The sequence below is a fragment of the [Pantoea] beijingensis genome, from assembly GCF_022647505.1.
Taxonomy (GTDB): Bacteria; Pseudomonadota; Gammaproteobacteria; order Enterobacterales; family Enterobacteriaceae; genus Erwinia; species Erwinia beijingensis.
Window position 1 is genome coordinate 3,850,914 of sequence record NZ_CP071409.1, and the last position, 19,633, is coordinate 3,870,546.

Below are 19,633 nucleotides of genomic sequence, written 5' to 3' on the forward strand. Positions count from 1 at the left end.
CTGTTACTGGCTGACAATCCATCGCTTATGCACCCATAATGACGCACAGATTATCGTTGCACCGATAATAAAACTTGGCCAGTGCGGTTGTTGCTGCCAAATCGCCAGATTGACCAACAACCCTGCGGGGACATGCATGTTGTTCATAATGCCCAACGTGCCGGCATCGACCTGCGTGGCGCCATAATTCCACATAAAATATCCCAGTCCTGATGCCACTACACCCAGCCACAGTAAAATGCCCCACTGCAGGCCGGTAACAGGCAATTTGTCTGGATTTCCCCATAGCAGCCAGGCAACGATAGCAACACTCGCCGCACCAATATAAAACCAGGAAAATGCGGTATGCTGCGGCATAGGCCGCGTTTCCTGCAGCCGTTTATAACCCACCATACCCACTGCGAAGCAGATATTCGCCAGCTGTACCAGCAGTAAACCATACCAAAAATGGTCGCTTACTTTGTCATAGCGAATAATCGCAGCACCCAGCACCGCCAGTAACGCGCTCAACGCATACCCCGGACGTACACCCCGACCGCTAATGAGATCATATATTAACGTGACATACAGCGGTGTCATGACGGTAAATAGCAGAAATTCCGAGACGCTAAGATAGAGATACGCCTGAAAACTGATGAGATACATAATCCCCAGTTGCAACATTCCCACCAACATATACAGCAGCAGCGTAAACAACGGATAACCACGCCAGCGTAAAAAGGGCAAGAATACCATTGCGGCCAAACCCAGCCGCATGAGTACGGCAAACCAACTGTCAACCTGGCCTGCAAGGTACTCACCGATAAGACTAAAAGAAAAAGCCCAAAGAATAGTGGTAATAATCAGTAATGCCACGTTACACACTCATCAAAAAAAGAAGCGCTATTGTAACGAAAAGTGTGTGCGTTAAGGCATGTTTTTGAGTAACACGCCGCCAACAAATAAATAATTAAATATGTTTGATAAAGAAAACAAACGCGCATCACTGTAATCAAACTGTAACAATTGAGCAGTTACTCACAGTTATTATCCCCTCCCGCCGCTATTATTTGCTCGAAATGGAACATTTACACCTGCGTAGTCGAGCAATGTTCTTACTTAAGATCATCCAATCTGAGATGTCAGAACAAAACGCGCCACTGGAGGCCAAATGCTAACTATCTTCAAACCCGCGCAGCATCAACCGCGTGTTTCAGATGAACACATTGATCCACACTATCGCCGCCTGCGTTGGCAAATATTTCTGGGTATCTTCTTCGGCTACGCCGCTTACTATCTGGTACGTAAAAACTTTGCGCTGGCAATGCCCTACCTGGTTGAGCAAGGCTTTTCGCGAGGAGATCTGGGGTTCGCTCTGTCCGGGATTTCTATCGCCTATGGCTTTTCAAAATTCATTATGGGCTCAGTATCCGATCGTTCAAATCCACGCGTATTCCTTCCTGCTGGTCTGATTCTTGCGGCAGCAGTGATGCTATTTATGGGATTCGTACCTTGGGCCACCTCCAGCATCATGGTGATGTTTGTTCTGCTGTTTTTATGTGGCTGGTTCCAGGGAATGGGATGGCCGCCGTGCGGGCGTACAATGGTGCACTGGTGGTCACAAAAAGAGCGCGGCCGTATCGTTTCGATATGGAACTGTGCCCATAACGTTGGCGGCGGCATCCCTCCTCTGCTCTTCCTGCTTGGCATGGCCTGGTTTAACGACTGGAAAGCCGCACTCTATATGCCTGCTTTCGGGGCAATCATCATTGCCTTGATTGCATTTGCACTGATGCGTGATACGCCACAATCGTGTGGTTTACCGCCTATCGAAGAGTATAAAAATGACTATCCGCCTGACTACACCGACAAAGCGGAAGAAGAACTCACAGCAAAACAGATCTTTATGCAGTACATACTGCCCAACAAGCTGCTGTGGTATATCGCTCTGGCCAACGTTTTCGTCTATCTACTGCGCTACGGTATTCTCGACTGGTCACCGACTTACCTGAAAGAGGTCAAACACTTCGCACTGGATAAGTCGTCCTGGGCCTATTTTTTATATGAATATGCAGGCATCCCCGGCACGCTACTGTGTGGCTGGATGTCGGATAAAGTATTTAAAGGTAACCGCGGTGCGACTGGCGTTTTCTTTATGATACTGGTCACTATCGCCACCGTAATTTACTGGATGAATCCGGCAGGTAACCCGGGTATCGACATGGCCTGCATGATCGTCATTGGTTTTCTCATCTATGGCCCGGTAATGTTAATTGGGTTACATGCGCTTGAGCTCGCGCCGAAGAAGGCAGCGGGTACCGCAGCCGGTTTCACAGGACTGTTCGGCTATCTCGGTGGCTCCGTGGCCGCAAGTGCCATCGTTGGCTACACTGTCGATTACTTCGGCTGGGATGGCGGCTTCATCATTATGATCGGCGGTTGTGTGCTGGCCGTAATTTTACTGCTGATGACCATGCTAAGTGAGAACAAACATAAGCAGACATTACAGCAGTTGAATTAATCGGAGGATGCGATGAAATTAAAACCTATGCTGGCTGGGATGCTCTTGATTAGCGCATGTTCAGCACTTGCTGAAACGAATGGAAAAATTGTTATCGCGCATCGCGGTGCCAGTGGTTATTTGCCGGAGCATACGCTACCGGCAAAAGCGATGGCCTATGCGCAAGGTGCAGACTTTCTTGAACAGGATCTGGTGATGACGAAGGATAACCGACTGGTTGTTCTGCACGATCACTATCTCGATCGCGTGACCGACGTTGCCAACCGTTATCCCAACAGAGCCCGCAAAGACGGACGCTACTACGCTATAGATTTCACCCTGGCTGAAATCAAAGGACTGAAATTTACCGAAGGCTTCGATATTAAGAACGGCAAGCAGATACAGACGTTCCCGGGACGGTTCCCGATCAATACGTCCGATTTCCACATACATACCTTTGAGGAAGAGATCGAATTTGTTCAGGGTATGAATCATTCAACCGGTAAAAACATCGGCATCTATCCCGAAATTAAAGCGCCCTGGTTCCACCACCAGGAAGGTAAGGATATTGCGCTTGAGGTGCTCAAGGTACTGAAAAAATATGGTTATAGCGGTAAAAGCGACAATATCTATCTGCAGTGTTTCGATTTTAATGAACTAAAACGTATTAAAACCGAGCTGGAACCAAAAATGGGTATGGACCTTAAGCTGGTGCAGTTAGTCGCCGAAACCGACTGGGATGAAACACAGGAAAAACAGAACGGTAAATGGATTAATTACAATTACGACTGGATGTTTAAACCAGGTGCAATGAAAACGTTGTCGCAGTATGTGGATGGTATTGGACCGGATTACCATATGTTGATCGCACCCGGATCAACACCAGACCATATCAAATTGACCACTATGGCACAGGAAGCGCATCAGAATAAATTGCAGGTTCACCCGTATACGGTACGCGCCGACCAATTACCGGATTTTGCTACCAATGTAAACCAGGTGTATGACGCGCTTTATAATAAAGCCGGTGTAGAAGGATTGTTCACTGACTTCCCGGATAAGGCCGTACAATTTTTACAGCAGGAATAATATGCTTTAAACCACTGGCTTCCTGAGAGCTTACTCAGGTAAATGACCAGTCTGACGGCAAAAGAGTTGCATCACAGCAGCAAGCCACCTCGCCCTGTCGCACAGAGAACGATGCGACAGGGCGAGGTGGCACAGCCGACAATGGGCTGGCTTGAAGAATGACAGGTAGATTAGTTTAAGAACAGCTTACGCAAATAATGAGGGACAGCTTCATCCGCATTACTGCCAATGACTTCCAGTTCTGGTAACAGATCTTTGAGTCTTTGATGCGCATTACCCATGATGCATCCTTTACCTGCCATTAGCAGCATTTCTTTATCATTAAGTCCATCACCGAACGAAATACACTCATTTAATGAATAACCCAACATTTTAGAAACGGCCTCTAACGCGTGGCCTTTGGACACGCCGCCCGCCATAACTTCCAGACAGGTTGGAAATGAAAAACTAACATTGACACGATCGCCCCAGCGAGCTTGAATGGCTTGCTCCAGCGGTAACAGTTTGTCGGCGTCATCGCAGGTGAAGAAGACTTTACTAACGCCTCCGGCATCCAACATACCGGGTTCAAATAAACGACAGGTGAAAATGGATTCCTGGAAGTATTTCTCTTCATCCGGATGACGTCGATTGAGATACCACTCATCATCGCGATACACGTTGGTCAGAATATCGGGATCGTCATATTTAGTAGCGAACAGCTCCGCCGCTATATCACGATCGAGGTTATGGCTGAAGATCAACTCACCTGCAGTGTTATGCACGCGGGCCCCGTTTGAGGTGATCATAAAGGATTCAATTTCCAGGCTATCGCGCATCTGTGAAACGTCAATATGATGGCGACCGGTTGCAAAGATAAAGTGGATCCCTTTCTTCGTCAGTAGTTTCAGCGTTTCTTTGGTATAGGGCGTCAGATGATGGTCAGGTGATAGCAGTGTGCCATCAAGATCGGATGCAACTATATGGTACATAATTCTTTCAAACCTCTGGTTAATTTTGTATCGATATCAGCAAAGAGCTGGGCCTGCGTAGCCACAGCGATTTAGCCCACGATAAAAACGTTCTGAGTAAGTTGCTAACGATGCCGCGCATAAAAATCAACGATGGCATCTAGTGCTTCGGTACGCATATTGTCTTTTTCAAATAAGATCTCATGACGCGCACCTGCGATAACCCGCGGTTTTCCTCCATCACAAGGATGGCCCGCTTCCACCATTTTGGTGCAAAACAGATCCTGGGCGCGGTTATCCACTACGTTATCTTCACCCGCCTGGAGCAGTAAGAGCGGCGTGACGATCTCTGCCGCCTGATTGACTATACGCTGCCCGGCCATCACGCCTTCCCGCACCCAATGATAAGTGGGGCCGCCAACACGAATGCCTGGGTCGTCAGCATAAAAGCGCAAATTACGGCGATAGCGTTCATCACTATGCGTCAATTCATTTACGCTAAAAGAGCGCACGCGCCATTTGCCGGTACCTAACGCATAGCTATCACGGATCACAGGCCGACGTTCTGCCCAGTCGAGGATTCGTTTTGCCAGCCAGTTGGGCATCGGTAGAGTGATACCAAACATCGGGGATGCCAGCACCGCCGCGTCAAATGCCTGCGGCTGGCGAGCCAACATCAGCGCGAGAACAGCGCCCCCCATGGAGTGCCCTAACGCATAGCGGTGGCGATAGTGACCTGCGGCAATCTCCGTCAGATAGAGCGCTTCCAAATCATCGACATAGTCTGAAAAATTTACCACGTGCCCCCGGTGCGAGTCCTGTAATAAACGTCCCGAACGCCCCTGACCACGATGATCGATAATGATCACATCATAACCGCAATGAAACAGGTCATAGGCCAACTCAGGATATTTGACATAGCTTTCAATGCGTCCCGGAACCAACAAGATGGCCTTGTCATGTCTTGCCGAGGAGAATCGGACATAACGAATGGGTACATTCGCAACGCCGATAAATTCACGCTCTTCACGGCGGCGCCAAAAATCCAGCAACGGACCGGTGGCAAAAGCGGCAAAGGCATTTTCACGTGTTAACCAGCCCTTTTGGTGCTTTGTCATCCTGTAATTTTCCGCACAAACATCGCCTGACTACCGCCATAGCAGAACAATAAACAATGGCGTATTGTGTCACAATTCCAGGTACACAGGGAGTTTTACCCATGACCATCGAATGGTGGCTGACTTACCTTTTGACGACCAGTATTCTCAGCCTCTCTCCGGGATCGGGGGCAATAAACACCATGAGTACCGGTATCAGCCACGGCTATCGGGGTGCTGCCGCATCGATTGCAGGATTACAAGTTGGTCTTGCACTGCATATTATTCTGGTTGGCGTCGGTCTGGGGGCGCTTTTTTCGCAATCGCTGATAGCGTTCGAAATACTGAAATGGGCTGGTGCGGCTTATCTGGTCTGGTTGGGGATCCAACAATGGCGTTCCGCGGGTGCCATTGATTTAAATGCGGTGGCAAAAGTCACACCACGGCGTCGCCTGTTTAAGCGCGCGATATTGGTTAATCTAACCAATCCGAAAAGCATCGTTTTCCTGGCAGCGCTGTTTCCTCAGTTTATTATTCCCCATCAGCCGCAGACGATGCAGTATCTGGTGTTGGGCGTGACAACAGTGATTGTCGATATCATTGTAATGATTGGCTATGCCACGTTAGCCACACGCATTGCCAACTGGATTAAAGGGCCGCAGCGGATGAAATTACTCAATCGCATCTTTGGCGGACTTTTTATGGCGGTGGGTATTTTGCTGGCATCCGCACGAAGAATGGCGTAGCTCCTCTTTTTCCCGCACCAACGTTGGCTCAACTTTTTGAGCCAACGTAAATGAGCGCGTCACACGATGCGAATTAGCGGGAGAGAATAAGATGGATGCCAAAGCCAGCGAATAGCACACCAGCCATGCCATCAATCCATTTTGCTAAATGTTGGTAGCCGCGGCGAATCGTCGGCAAAGCAAAAATAGTGGCAACCATGCTGAACCAAAGGAACGTCTCTGTAACAATCAATAAAAAGAGCCCCCAGCGTTCGCCAGCACCAACATCATCGCCAACAAACAGGGAAAAAACGCTGCCAAAATAGATCACCGCTTTCGGATTAGAGAGATTAGTCAGAAAGCCTTTTAAAAAACTGCGACCCTTTTTGGGAAGGATAACATCCGCCTCTGGTGACACTGGACGCCTATGCTGCTGACACGCCGAACGCAGCAACTGCCAACCCATCCACAGAAGATACAAGCCCCCGCCGATCATAATAATTTCATGCAGCCAGGCCATCTTCTGCAGTAGCAGATGCAGCCCCATGAGTGCCACGCCAGCCCAAATAATAATCCCTAATGAAATACCCAGCACGCCCATCATAGCTTCCTTTCGCGATCGGCTGGCTGCCGTCTGTGAGACAAAGAAAAAGTCCGGGCCAGGACTCATCAGCGCGATTAAATGCACCATTGCCACAGTCAGGAATAGCATAAGCATTGTCTTTTACCTGTTATCTTCTGATTTTCTGGGGTGAAGTTCGTCATATGTAATGTTGCTACTGCCAGTCTTGAAATGAGGGGCAGACAACCCTGAATAAGACACATACGTAAACAAAGCCACTCATCGTAATCGTATATGAAATTTATTGGTCACCGCCGTCGACGTGCTCTCTGATCATCATCATAAATGGCTTACCAAACCGCTCCAGCTTACGCTGTCCCACGCCATTGATACTCAACATTTCAGACGCAGTAATCGGCATCTGTTCTGACATTTCAATCAACGTCGCATCGTTGAACACAACATAAGGTGGGATATTTTCTTCATCGGCAATGGCTTTGCGCAGCTTGCGTAATTTAGCAAACAACTTACGATCGTAATTACCGCCGTAGGATTTCTGGTTATAGCTTTTTGTTTTAATGCTGACCATACGCGGGACAGCCAACATCAGGGGCATTTCGCCACGCAAAATCGGGCGGGCAGCTTCAGTGAGTTGTAATGCGGAATGCATCGCGATATTTTGCGTCACTAAGCCAAGGTGGATCAGTTGACGTAATACACTGGTCCAGTGTTCCGTACTCTGCTCGCGGCCAATACCATAAACCGGCAACTTGTCATGTTGCATATCGCGTATGCGCTGATTATTGGCCCCGCGCATCACTTCCACAATATAGCCCATGCCAAAACGCTGCCCAACACGATAGATGCTTGAAAGCGCCTTTTGTGCTTCCACTAATCCATCATAGCGGCGGGGAGGATCAAGACAGATATCACAGTTGCCACAAGGCTGCTGACGCCCCTCGCCAAAGTAGTTCAGCAGCACTAAACGGCGGCAGGTTTGCGCTTCAGCAAACGCGCCCATCGCATTCAGTTTATGTCGCTCAATATCCTGCAGTTGACCCGGTGCCTTCTCTTCCAGACAGCGGCGCAGCCAAGCCATATCTGCAGGGTCATAGAGGAGTACCGCTTCAGCAGGCAAGCCATCTCTCCCGGCACGGCCAGTTTCCTGATAGTAGGACTCAATATTGCGCGGGATATCGAAGTGCACCACAAAACGCACATTAGGCTTATTAATTCCCATACCAAATGCCACGGTGGCGACCACAATTTGTAAATCATCCCTTTGAAAAGCTTCCTGAACCTGGGCACGATGCACATTGTCCATCCCGGCATGATAAGCCCCAACGCTCAGACCACGGCTCTGCAAGCGTGCAGCTGTATCTTCCACTTTTGCCCGGCTGTTGCAGTAAATGATACCGCACTTGCCACGTTGATCCTGTACATAGCGAAGTAACTGCTCGGTAGGCTTAAATTTCTCCACTAGCGTATAGCGAATATTTGGACGATCGAAACTGCTAATTTGGATTAGCGGGTCGTTAAGTTGTAATAACCGTGCAATATCATTGCGCGTCGTTTCATCTGCCGTCGCGGTCAATGCCATAACCGGTAGCGCCGGGAAACGCTGGCGTAGCTGACCTAGCGCCCCGTATTCTGGTCGGAAGTCATGTCCCCACTGGGAGATACAGTGCGCCTCATCAACCGCCAGCATCGCCGGGTTCCAATGCGCAAGATTATCGAGGAAATTATCCATCATCAGGCGTTCCGGCGCGATATACAGCAAACGGATACGCCCCGAGCGGCAACCGGTGATAACGTCAAGCTGCTCTTCACGATTTTGAGTTGAGTTGAGGCAAGCTGCCGCCACACCGTTAGCCAACAGTTGATCAACCTGATCTTTCATTAGCGAGATCAAGGGCGACACCACCAGCGTCAGTCCCTCGCGCACCAGTGCAGGCACCTGATAGCAGAGGGATTTACCGCCACCGGTTGGCATAACCACCAGACAGTCACGCCCGTTTAACGACGCCTGTATGATGGTTTGCTGGCCGGGACGAAACTGTTGGTAGCCAAAGGTATCTTGTAATACCTGCTCCGCCAACGTCTCATGGTTAATTACAGCAGCCTCAGACACATCTTCCCCAAAAATCATTTGTGCATACTTTTCAACAGGAGCGGATAAAAGACTCGTACTTATGAATCAATTACTGAACCGGATAACGTATTTTTCCGGGACCTTCGCAGATTAAAACAGATCGTTCAAGGTTATTCCGACGCCAAGACGCGTCTGCCGATGATCGTAGTCAATTAAGGATTCACCGTAACCGCTGAAAAGTTGCGTGTAGAAACGTACGTGCTCGCTGATCGGATAGCTCCATCCAAGTTCAGCACCACCAAAACCACTGTTCCAGTTGTAATTACCCTGGACGCTAAAAATGCTGTCACCTAACGCATAGCCAAGCTTCAGCCGATAGTAACCCATGTATTTGGTGATATCCGGGTTATCATCATTATTGGCACTGTCGGGAATACGATACCATGGCTTAATTTCCGCCAGGAAATTACCGTTCTCAGCCATCAAACGCGCATAAACGCGGTTCCAGCTGCGCGATGTTGGATCGGAGCGACCATTAGATTGATGGTTCAAGCCAACTTCAATATCCCGAAGCGTCCAGCCAGCAAAGCGATAATCCGTGGCCCAGCCCAGGAAAATTTGGGGTTCATAATTCGTTTCACGAAACGGTGAAGAAGCCGAACGGTTGGAAAGCTGCCACCACGAGCGCTGTGTATAAGATGCGGCCAGAATAGAGTTATCACCGAGCACACCGCGCCATAATGGAAAAGCCAGGCTAAGCTGGAATTTTACTTCGTCTTTTTTTGCGTTATTGGCCCAGTCATACGATTCGATAGCATCTTTATTGATCGAGTTGGTATACGTGTAGAGTAAGTAATTGTTTTCGTAGGGATAAAGTAAAAAAGGATTATCATGCTTTTCCAGCAGGTTAGCAATGATGCTCCCACGTACCGCTGGCGCATCATGAACCTCGTTGACGGTTGCTTCCTGCGCCTGCGCTATTACAGGGAGTAACATCAATGCCGCCAGTATTCCTCGTAGCATACGCATAATCATCTCCAGATAAGAGGTGCGTTATGATGTGTAAAAAGCAGGCCATTCTACACAGAAATGCCCCCCGATATCAGCGTTGATTTCTGAATGTGAAAAGTACATCCTCTGATACAGAAAATAATTATTTGTTTAACATCTTTGGTCGTTAATTTGGCCTTCAGGAATCTCTGTTCATGTCGACTATCCCTTTAACTCAGGATGCTGCACGGCGCCTGATTGGTGAAATTTTCGTCTACCACATGCCATTTAATCAGGCGTTGGGACTGAAACTGGAACGTCTGGAACCCGATTACGCTGAGTTAAGCTTTACCAATCAGGAGATGCTGGTAGGTAATTCCGCGCAAAAAATTCTGCATGGTGGTGTTATCGCTTCAGTACTGGACGTTGCCGCCGGGCTGGTTTGCGTGAATAGCACACTGACGAGGCAGGAATGTATAACCGAAGAAGAATTGCGCCAGCGCCTGTCACGGATGGGGACCATCGACCTGCGCGTTGATTATCTGCGCCCTGGGCGCGGCGAACGCTTTATTGCCAGCAGCAGCCTGTTACGTGGCGGTAATAAGGTCGCGGTAGCCCGTGTCGAACTACATAACGATGCTGGCGTGTATATTGCCAGCGCGACGGCAACTTACCTTATTGGCTAGTAACGTCAAACTACGATTCACTTTTCTTAAGCTGATGACATACAGCACAGACAGATATCGCTAACCGCTGTTCCATCCAGTATAAAGCGAGTGAATAATATTGGATATTGTCTACTAAGCGTGGTTTTCATGGATGCACAACAAACACGCCAGGGCATTCTTTATGCCCTCGGTGCTTATTTCATCTGGGGCATTGCCCCCGCTTATTTTAAGTATATCAAGCAGGTTGCTCCCGGTGAAATCATGACGCACCGCGTTATCTGGTCAGCGCTGTTTATGATCATCTTGATTAGCCTTGGCCGTAACTGGGCAGCAGTGCGCAAGACCGTCCATCAGCGCAAAAAAGTCTTTTTACTCGCGCTTTCCGCGTTGGCTATTGGTGGGAACTGGCTTCTGTTCATCTGGGCGGTCAATAATAACCATATGCTGGAAGCGAGCCTTGGCTACTTCATCAACCCGCTGCTAAATGTGCTTGTAGGAATGCTATTTCTCGGTGAACGTTTTCGCCGCATGCAGTGGCTGGCAGTAGCGCTAGCTGCCTGTGGCGTGCTGATTCAGTTATGGAAATTCGGTTCCTTGCCGATCATTGCTCTGGGTTTGGCATTAAGTTTTTCATGCTATGGCCTGATCCGCAAAAAAGTGGCGGTCGATGCACAAACCGGCATGCTGATTGAAACTATGTGGTTATTTCCACTCGCGGCAATTTATCTTTTTGGTATTGCCGAAAGTAGTACCAGCAATATGAACAACAACGCCTCCACGCTGAATTTATTGCTGATTGCGGCTGGCATTATCACCACTATTCCGCTGATGTTGTTTACGGCGGCCTGCACGCGTTTAAGGCTATCAACGGTCGGTTTTTTCCAGTATCTCGGCCCCACACTCATGTTTCTGCTCGCCGTGATCTTTTACGGTGAGAAAATGACCGATGATAAAATGGTGACCTTCAGCTTTATATGGCTCGCACTGGCATTATTCATACTGGATGCGTTGTACACGCTGCGACACTCACGTACGCGCATAGCGTGAGATAAAACGCGCCACCGCCGGGCCGGTGAGCAAGATAGTAAATAAGCGTAGCGTCTGCATCGCCATTACAAATGCGATATCGACCCGGCTCCCGGCGGCGATGATTGCCACGGTATCCAGCCCACCCGGGCTGGTTGCCAGATAAGCTGTCATTAAATCCACATGCAACAACCGTGTTAACATCCATGCCATCGCACCACATAGCACCATTAATCCAACAATTGACCCGATCATTTGCGGCAAGGTACGTAACGCCAGAAGGAAAATAGATTTAGTGAAACGTAATCCTACGCTCCAGCCAATAAATGCATAAGCCAGCGCCAATAACCATTCAGGAACCTGTAATACCAGGGTATCCGTCGAGTGCAGCGTTGCACCGATCAGCGCCGGTAACAGTAACGCGCCGGAGGGAATGCGAAAACACTGACCCAGCCAGGCACCGCCCAACGCGACGACCAGCATCCCAACAAAACCCAGTCCCAGGGATGGGAACCAGACAAGAGCCCCTGCACTGTGTACATCATTCCCCATACCGATACGCGTGACCATAGCCGCAGCCGTCGCCACGAATAAGACGCGCAAATATTGCATAAAAGCGACCAAACGGACGTCAGCGCCAAAATCGCCAGCCATGGCGACCATCGCTGATGCTCCTCCAGGTGACGAACCCCACGCTCCTGTAGGCCCGGGAAGATCGCTAAAACGCACCAGTAGAAAACCCGATAGCCCGCTGGCAGCCAGCGTCATTAGTAAGACGCTGAGTACGACTGGCCAGTTAGCGATGAGCGGAGTCAGGATTGAGGGGGACAGGCTTTGTGCAATCATGCATCCGAGAATCGCCTGGGAGAAAATAAACAGACGCTTATCAATACGTACCGATGCACCCAAGAGCCCCATAACAACACCAACAATCATCGGCCCAAGCAGCAAAGCGGCTGGAACGTGAAAGTATTGCAGTGCAAAACCCAGTAGCAGTGAAGCACTCAGCAAGATAAATCCTTGCAGTCTTAGAGACAGTCGTTCCATATGATGACAACTTTGCTCAGAAAAATAAGAATATATACCCTAAATGATTTAAGTTGCAGGGCGCAGTGGAAAGATCGAGCATTCTGGGTCACTTACATAGATATGTGACCGGGGTGGCAAACCTGCCAGGGAAAAGATTTGAACGCGAGTTTAGCCGCCCAATGGGGCAATATCCAATCCAGGTGCCCCCGGGAGCTTACACAGGTAAGAACCCGGGGTGACTAAGTTTGTAGCCAGTGTGCAGTATGATAAGGATTACAACCAGTTCTTACGCTTAAAGTAGGCATAAGGTGCCAGACCTGCCAAAATCATCAGGGTAATCGCCCCCGGATAGCCAAAGCTCCATTTTAACTCTGGCATAAATTCGAAGTTCATACCGTAGCTTGAGGCCACCAGCGTAGGTGGCAGGAATACAACGGAAACCACAGAGAAGATTTTGATAATCCGGTTCTGCTCGATATTGATAAACCCCATTGCCGCCTGCATCAGGAAGTTCACTTTTTGAAATAACGATTCATTATGCGGCAACAGCGACTCGATATCGCGCAGGATTTCACGCGCCTGCTCTAGCTGGTTACCCGGCAGGCGGGCTTTGCGTACCAGAAAGTTAAGTGCTCGCTGGGTATCCATCAAACACAAACGCACTTTCCAACCGATATCTTCAAGTTCGGCCAGCGTCGATAGCGCACCGTCAAATTCATCTCCCTGATGCCCTTCCATAATCACACGGCTCAGCTTTTCCAGATCGCTATAAATATTTTCGATCTCATCAGCCAACTGCTCAATTTTGGTTTCAAACAGATCCAACAACAGTTCGAACGCATTACCATCTATTAGGGTCTGATTACGCGCGCGCATACGGTAGAGGCGGAATGCCGGTAGCTCACGCTCACGTAGAGTATAGAGACGTCCTTCACGAATGGTAAAAGCTACCGTCGCGTTACCCGCATGATCTTCAGCATCTTCATAAAAAAAGAAGGAGTGAATATGCAAGCCATCTTCATCTTCAAAAAAACGCGCGGAGGCTTCGATATCCTCCAGTTCCGGACGAGTGGCCAGACTCTGCCCTAACTCAGCCTGGACCCGCTCGCGCTCATTCTCTTCGGGTTCGATCAAATCGACCCAAACGGAAGAGATAAGTTCGTCAGACGTTTCGTCCAGCTCAAGACGCGTTAAGCGACCATGATTCAGTTTAAATGCGCTCAGCATAACAGTACTCCCAATTGCTGTAACAAATGGGACATCGCGCCAGAACACCAGAAACACCAAGGCTTCATTCAGTGATCAACGCTGACTCGTGCGACGGGGGAAATAAGCGGTCGCTGACAACCACGAAGGCTATCAGGCAAAAAGAGGATAGCCTTAGGCGTTGTACCTGCGTAACAGGTTAACGAGCCAGTATCGACTGGGTGTGTCCAAGGCGAATGTCCTCTTAGGGTGATCGTGCGCGCATGTTACGCTGAGACGAAAAAGCCGTCAAGCGCACCACTGCGCCTGAACACACTCAAACCGTCTCCAGCCGCGCGTAGGCTGCAACCAGCCATTTGATACCCTGTCCCTGAAAGGCGACCTGCAATCGACTATGTTCGCCGCTCCCCTCCAGATTAATAATGGTTCCCTCACCAAATTTCGCATGCCGGACACGCTGCCCCAGCGCAAAGCCACTGTCATTTTGCGTCATGGGTGTTCCCAGGCGCTGATGGCTTACTGGTCGGCTAACGCTGGCACGTAAACGCACTTCATCCACACATTCTTCGGGCAATTCACCAATGAAGCGTGAAGGGCGATGATACACTTCCTTACCATAAAGCCGCCGCGTTTCGGCATACGTCAGCGTCAGTTTTTGCATCGCACGAGTGACGCCAACATAAGCAAGCCGGCGTTCCTCTTCCAACCGTCCCCCCTCATCCAACGACATCTGACTCGGGAACATGCCTTCTTCCATCCCAACAATAAAAACCTGGCTAAACTCCAGACCTTTTGCCGCATGCATGGTCATTAGTTGTACCGCATCCTGCCATTTATCGGCCTGCCCTTCACCTGCCTCAAGCGCCGCGTGAGAAAGAAACGCCTGCAGTGGCATCAGATCCTCATCTTCATCCTGGTAACTGTACTGCCGCGTGGCATTCACCAGTTCTTCTAAGTTCTCGATGCGTGCCTGACCTTTTTCGCCTTTTTCCTGCTCATACATCAGCCACAGGCCCGAGTCTTTTACCACACGATCCGTTTGCACATGCAGCGGTAGTTCGGCTGTTTCCTGCGCCAGTGAATCTACCAGTTCGGTAAATCGCTGCAACGCCGAAGCCGCACGGCCTGCCAGTGCTTTTTCCTGCAGTAATATACGTGTCGCCTGCCACAGCGTCAGTTGGCGCTCGCGTGAAGTCTGACGTACCACATCCAGCGTGCGGTCACCGATGCCGCGCGTTGGCGTATTGACGACACGTTCAAAGGCTGCATCGTCGTTACGGTTGGCAATCAGGCGTAAATAAGCAAGCGCATCTTTAATTTCCTGCCGCTCAAAGAAGCGCATGCCGCCATAAATGCGATACGGCATACTGGTTTGTAATAGTGCCTCTTCCAGCACACGCGACTGGGCGTTACTACGGTAAAGAATGGCACAATCGTTCAATGCACCACCGTTTTCTTGCCAGACTTTGATACGATTAACAACAAAGCGCGCTTCGTCCAGTTCATTGAACGCACAATAAAGCGAAATCGGTTCGCCATCGCTACCGTCAGTCCACAATTCCTTACCCAAACGACCGCTATTGTTAGCGATAAGGGCATTAGCCGCTTTCAGTATATTATTGGTAGAACGGTAATTTTGCTCAAGGCGGATAGTTTCAGCACCGGAAAAATCACTCAGGAACCGCTGAATATTCTCAACCTGCGCACCACGCCAGCCATAAATGGACTGATCGTCATCACCGACAATAATGACTCGGCCACTATCGCCGGCCAGCAGACGGATCCAGGCATACTGAATATTGTTAGTATCCTGAAACTCATCCACTAAAATATTACTGAAGCGCTCACGGTAATGATTAAGAATATGCGGTTTATTCAGCCACAGCTCATGCGCCCGCAGTAACAGCTCTGCGAAATCCACCAGCCCGGCACGATCGCAGGCTTCCTGGTAAGCCTGATAAATTCGTAACCAGGTTTGCTCAATCGGATTGCCGTAGCTTTCAATATGCTTTGGCCGCAGCCCTTCGTCTTTTTTGCCGTTGATGTACCACATTGCCTGGCGCGCTGGCCACTGCTTCTCATCCAGATTCATGGCTTTAATCAGACGCTTAAGCAGGCGCAGTTGATCTTCGCTATCAAGGATCTGGAAGTCCTGAGGCAAGTTGGCATCCAAGTGATGAGCACGCAGCAAACGGTGCGCTAAACCATGAAAGGTACCAATCCACATGCCGCCCTGACTGGTACCAATTAACTGCTCAATGCGGTGGCGCATCTCAGCCGCTGCTTTGTTAGTAAAGGTGACGGCCATGATGGAGTAAGGCGAGCAGTTCTCTACCGTCAGTAACCAGGCAATACGATGTACCAGAACGCGTGTTTTTCCGCTCCCCGCGCCCGCCAGCACCAACAAATTGCTGCGTGGCGCCGCAACGGCTTCGCGTTGTTTGTCATTCAAACTGTTGAGCAGATCAGAAACGTCCATAAGCACCATTCAAGCAGGAAACGCAGGCTGCGCCTCACTGGATATTTATCCAGCTTATTATATCAGCGCCGTCAGCGATGCCAACTGCGAAATTTCAAGATGAGGCAGCAAACGACCGTCATTAATCTCCATCAGGCTACCGCCCTGCAAATTAATCCAGCATGCCTGCATACCGCTGCGTAGTGAACCAGCAACATCGGTGGTGAGATCGTCGCCGACGTGCAGGATATTTTCTAAGGGAATGCCAAGTTTTTCTGACGCCAGATGATACATATCCTGCCAGGGCTTCGCGCGGCCATCTGGCCCCGCACGCAGGATAAACTGAAAGTATTTATCGATACCAAACAGATGCGGCTGCGCATTGCCATTGGTGATGGCCACTAACGGAAAACGTTCACTGAGTGCCGCCAACGCCGAGTGAGTCTCTTCGGTGATGGTTATCTGGCTACGCCAGTAATCAAAGTTTTCCATCACTTTTCGTGAGCCATGATCTGCCTCATCGGGCGTTAGACCAACATTACGCATTGCCAACTCAACGGCACGGCGTCGCCACTCGCTCACGTCGTGATAAATATCCGGCTCTTCAGCGCACAGTTCTTCTCGCAGTTGCTGATAAGCCTCTACGCTGAAATCCTTTAACCCTGGATGGTAGGCCTGCAGAAAAGCATGAGATTCCTGCTGGGTACGGCGAATAACCTCAGAGTTATCATACAAGGTATCGTCCAGGTCAAACGTCATCGCTTTGACCGGGCGAAGCGGACGGTAAAAATGCATTACGATTTTCCTCGTTTCGCACGGGGGTGTGCAGCATCGTAAACGGATGCAAGGTGTTGAAAGTCGAGATGGGTATAGATTTGCGTCGTCGATAAGTTAGCATGGCCAAGTAGTTCCTGTACCGCGCGCAGATCGCCGCTCGATTCCAGTAGATGGGTAGCAAAAGAGTGCCGCAGTTTATGTGGATGAACATGGCTGGCAACACCCTGTTTCACTCCCCATTCAGCAAAGCGTTTCTGCACGTTACGCGCTGATATACGTCTACCCTGCTTAGACAAAAACACGGCCTCATCCTCCGGAGCAAACAGAAAGCGCAGCGCCATCCATTGTTCCAGCCAGCTCACTGCGGTACGACCTATCGGTAAACGGCGCTCTTTACTGCCTTTACCCATCACCCAAACTTCACCGGAATCAAGATCGAGATGACCGCAGTCAATTCCAACCAATTCGGAAAGACGCAGTCCCGCACCATACATAATTTCAAGCATCGCACGATCGCGCACCGCCAGCGGATCGTTAAGATCGATCTCCAGCAGTTGGTTAATTTCATCCACGTCAATATTTTTAGGCAAATGACGCGGCGCACGCGGTGTAGCAATCCCTTTTGCCGGATTGGCTTTTAACTTCCCCTGACTTACCAGCCAATCCAGGAAACTGCGTAGCGCGGAGAGACGTAATGCCAGGCTGGCAGGTTCTAAGCCAGCCCGGCGGCTGCGGGCGGCCAGAGAGCGCACGTGAGCAGCATCCAGCGCTGTCCAGTCTGCCACTTTCAGTTCATCAGCCAGGGCAACCAGTACCTCCAACTGATGAGCATAACTTTTCTGCGTTAGCGGGCTCAGTTGCCTCTCGACCTTCAGATAACGCAGAAAGCCCTCTACGGCGGACTGTAGAGGAGAAACCGGGGTCATGCTGGCTCAACCCAGCGGGAGAGGAGCTCCGGCATCATCATAGCCAGGTGTTGTAACAACACGGTGCCCATACCGGATTGATAGTGTTGCGTATCACGGCTGCTGAATATCAGAACGCCGAGATCGCCCCCTTCACCCATCAGCGACATGGCTACCGAGCCTATGGCTTTAGCCTGAGGAAGCAGCAGCAGCAGTTCCGGCCCGTTGAGATGCCCCAAATAGTGGTGCTGTTTGCCCAAACGTTGAATGCGAACCGGTTCAAAAGATTGCCGAGAGAGGGCCAGTTGGGTGAAACCAGAGGGGGCACCAATGCGCCACTTGTCATGGAACAGACGTACATTCGCTCCGGCAAGCCCCAGCTCTCTGGCCCAGCGATGCAGGCGATTGAGCATGTCATGCAGACTGGGGGCCGCCGCCAGGTGGCTCTGTAGCGCTAACAGCCGATCAAACAGTTGATGGTTGGCAGTCGCCTGTTCCATCAACAAGGTGATTTCTTCTTCCAGTTGCGCAATATGGTTACGCTGCCGTGCCAGATGCCACTCCACCAGCGACACTGTGCCGCGTACAGGATGAGGCACAACCATCTGCTCAACCTGACGCGCATTACGAATAAAGAAATCTGGATTTTGCAGTAGATAATCACCCACTATTCGATCGTCCAGCATGACCTCGCTGGATGTCTGTTCCTCGACATTTTTCATAGATGGATAAACCCGTCGTATACGTGTGTCGCCGGTCCTGTCATAAACAGGGGATGGCCCGGCCCTTTCCAGGCGATATGCAGTGTGCCACCCGGCAAATCGACACGAACTTTTTCTGCCAGCGTCGTCTGCTGAATCCCAACGGCCACTGCCGCACAGGCCCCACTACCACAAGCCTGCGTTTCGCCAGCACCGCGCTCGTAAACACGCAGGCGAATGTGCTCGCTACTTACCACTTCCATAAAACCCACGTTTACCCGTTCCGGGAAACGCTCATGGCTTTCCAGCACCGGTCCCAATGTTTCAACCGCAGCTGTTTTAACGCTGTCGACCTGGATTACGCAGTGAGGGTTGCCCATCGAGACCACGCCACACATAACCGTTTGCTCTGCAGCGCGCATTAGGTAGAGGCTTTCTGCTTTATTGGCTCGGAAAGGAACCTGTTGCGGTTCAAAATTAGGCTCCCCCATGTTCACCCGCACCCGATCGTCATCGGTCACGCTTAGGACCATACGCCCTGTTTGCGTACTAACATGAATTTCACTTTTATTCGTCAACCCTTTCAGGCGGACAAAGCGTGCAAAACAGCGAGCACCATTGCCACATTGGGCAACTTCACTACCGTCAGCATTAAAAATACGGTAATGAAAATCCAGATCGGGATCGTAAGGCGGTTCGACGATCAGCAACTGATCAAACCCGATCCCCAGATGACGATCCGCAAGACGGCGGATCAACTCCGGAGAGAAATAGACATTTTGCGTGACGGCATCAACGACCATAAAGTCATTGCCCAGGCCGTGCATTTTGGAGAACTGCATCTTCTGCTCCGCCGAGTGCGCCATAGGTTATTAAGTC

Annotated in this window: 18 protein-coding genes; 5 read left to right on the plus strand and 13 right to left on the minus strand. The window is 50.1% G+C overall.

Annotated elements, in window-relative coordinates:
- Nucleotides 1–3: 3 nt before the first annotated feature.
- Nucleotides 4–855 carry a carboxylate/amino acid/amine transporter gene (locus J1C60_RS17410; RefSeq protein ID WP_128176292.1) on the minus strand — a complete coding sequence of 284 codons (852 nt, stop codon included), beginning with the start codon at nt 853–855 and terminating at the stop codon, nt 4–6.
- A gap of 295 nt (nt 856–1,150) precedes the next feature.
- Between J1C60_RS17410 and glpT the strand changes: the two genes are divergently transcribed.
- Together glpT and glpQ are read left to right on the plus strand one after the other, a co-directional pair.
- Entirely contained in the window at nt 1,151–2,500 is a 1,350-nt protein-coding gene (gene glpT / locus J1C60_RS17415) for a glycerol-3-phosphate transporter (protein WP_128176294.1), read from the plus strand.
- Between the two features lie 12 nt (nt 2,501–2,512).
- Nucleotides 2,513–3,568 carry a glycerophosphodiester phosphodiesterase gene (gene glpQ, locus J1C60_RS17420; RefSeq protein WP_128176296.1) on the plus strand — a complete coding sequence of 352 codons (1,056 nt, stop codon included), beginning with the start codon at nt 2,513–2,515 and terminating at the stop codon, nt 3,566–3,568.
- A 170-nt stretch (nt 3,569–3,738) separates the two neighbouring features.
- Here the strand turns inward: glpQ and yigL are convergent, their stop codons facing one another.
- Together yigL and pldB are read right to left on the minus strand one after the other, a co-directional pair.
- Nucleotides 3,739–4,539: a sugar/pyridoxal phosphate phosphatase YigL gene (gene yigL, locus J1C60_RS17425; protein ID WP_128176297.1), complete on the minus strand. Its 801-nt coding sequence runs from the start codon at nt 4,537–4,539 to the stop codon at nt 3,739–3,741.
- Nucleotides 4,540–4,643: 104 nt separating this feature from the next.
- Nucleotides 4,644–5,636, minus strand: a complete 993-nt coding sequence (gene pldB / locus J1C60_RS17430; protein ID WP_128176299.1) for a lysophospholipase L2 — start codon at nt 5,634–5,636, stop codon at nt 4,644–4,646.
- Nucleotides 5,637–5,737: 101 nt separating this feature from the next.
- Between pldB and rhtB the strand changes: the two genes are divergently transcribed.
- The gene (rhtB, locus tag J1C60_RS17435; RefSeq protein WP_128176300.1) at nt 5,738–6,361 is read left to right on the plus strand and encodes a homoserine/homoserine lactone efflux protein; all 624 of its coding nucleotides are present in this window, start codon (nt 5,738–5,740) and stop codon (nt 6,359–6,361) included.
- Between the two features lie 73 nt (nt 6,362–6,434).
- On the opposite strand, the gene rhtC is transcribed toward rhtB, so the two are convergent.
- From rhtC to pldA, 3 genes are all read right to left on the minus strand, one after another.
- Nucleotides 6,435–7,058 (minus strand): threonine export protein RhtC, encoded by a 624-nt coding sequence (rhtC, locus tag J1C60_RS17440; protein WP_128176302.1) that lies wholly within the window; start codon nt 7,056–7,058, stop codon nt 6,435–6,437.
- A 145-nt stretch (nt 7,059–7,203) separates the two neighbouring features.
- Nucleotides 7,204–9,033 carry an ATP-dependent DNA helicase RecQ gene (gene recQ, locus J1C60_RS17445; protein ID WP_128176304.1) on the minus strand — a complete coding sequence of 610 codons (1,830 nt, stop codon included), beginning with the start codon at nt 9,031–9,033 and terminating at the stop codon, nt 7,204–7,206.
- A gap of 111 nt (nt 9,034–9,144) precedes the next feature.
- Nucleotides 9,145–10,023, minus strand: a complete 879-nt coding sequence (gene pldA, locus J1C60_RS17450; RefSeq protein ID WP_128176306.1) for a phospholipase A — start codon at nt 10,021–10,023, stop codon at nt 9,145–9,147.
- A 176-nt stretch (nt 10,024–10,199) separates the two neighbouring features.
- On the opposite strand from pldA, the gene J1C60_RS17455 reads away from it, so the two are divergent.
- Entirely contained in the window at nt 10,200–10,670 is a 471-nt protein-coding gene (locus J1C60_RS17455; protein ID WP_128176308.1) for a thioesterase family protein, read from the plus strand.
- 129 nt (nt 10,671–10,799) lie between these two features.
- A complete protein-coding gene (gene rarD / locus J1C60_RS17460; RefSeq protein ID WP_128176310.1) occupies nt 10,800–11,699 on the plus strand; it encodes an EamA family transporter RarD in 900 nt (299 codons plus the stop codon).
- Here the strand turns inward: rarD and J1C60_RS17465 are convergent.
- The 7 genes from J1C60_RS17465 to dapF form a co-directional block, all read right to left on the minus strand.
- Nucleotides 11,679–12,725 carry an AbrB family transcriptional regulator gene (locus J1C60_RS17465; protein ID WP_128176312.1) on the minus strand — a complete coding sequence of 349 codons (1,047 nt, stop codon included), beginning with the start codon at nt 12,723–12,725 and terminating at the stop codon, nt 11,679–11,681. The two genes, rarD and J1C60_RS17465, sit on opposite strands and share 21 nt — an antisense overlap.
- Before the next feature lie 255 nt (nt 12,726–12,980).
- Nucleotides 12,981–13,934, minus strand: a complete 954-nt coding sequence (gene corA / locus J1C60_RS17470) for a magnesium/cobalt transporter CorA (protein WP_128176314.1) — start codon at nt 13,932–13,934, stop codon at nt 12,981–12,983.
- A 295-nt stretch (nt 13,935–14,229) separates the two neighbouring features.
- Complete coding sequence (gene uvrD, locus J1C60_RS17475) at nt 14,230–16,392, minus strand: DNA helicase II (RefSeq protein ID WP_128176316.1); 2,163 nt, start codon at nt 16,390–16,392, stop codon at nt 14,230–14,232.
- A gap of 57 nt (nt 16,393–16,449) precedes the next feature.
- The gene (gene yigB / locus J1C60_RS17480; protein ID WP_128176319.1) at nt 16,450–17,166 is read right to left on the minus strand and encodes a 5-amino-6-(5-phospho-D-ribitylamino)uracil phosphatase YigB; all 717 of its coding nucleotides are present in this window, start codon (nt 17,164–17,166) and stop codon (nt 16,450–16,452) included.
- A complete protein-coding gene (gene xerC / locus J1C60_RS17485; protein WP_128176321.1) occupies nt 17,166–18,074 on the minus strand; it encodes a tyrosine recombinase XerC in 909 nt (302 codons plus the stop codon). The genes yigB and xerC overlap by 1 nt, the downstream gene beginning before the upstream one ends.
- A complete protein-coding gene (locus J1C60_RS17490; RefSeq protein WP_128176323.1) occupies nt 18,071–18,775 on the minus strand; it encodes a DUF484 domain-containing protein in 705 nt (234 codons plus the stop codon). Before J1C60_RS17490 ends, xerC begins: the two co-directional genes overlap by 4 nt.
- Nucleotides 18,772–19,596: a diaminopimelate epimerase gene (gene dapF / locus J1C60_RS17495; RefSeq protein WP_128176324.1), complete on the minus strand. Its 825-nt coding sequence runs from the start codon at nt 19,594–19,596 to the stop codon at nt 18,772–18,774. The genes J1C60_RS17490 and dapF overlap by 4 nt, the downstream gene beginning before the upstream one ends.
- Nucleotides 19,597–19,633: the final 37 nt, after the last annotated feature.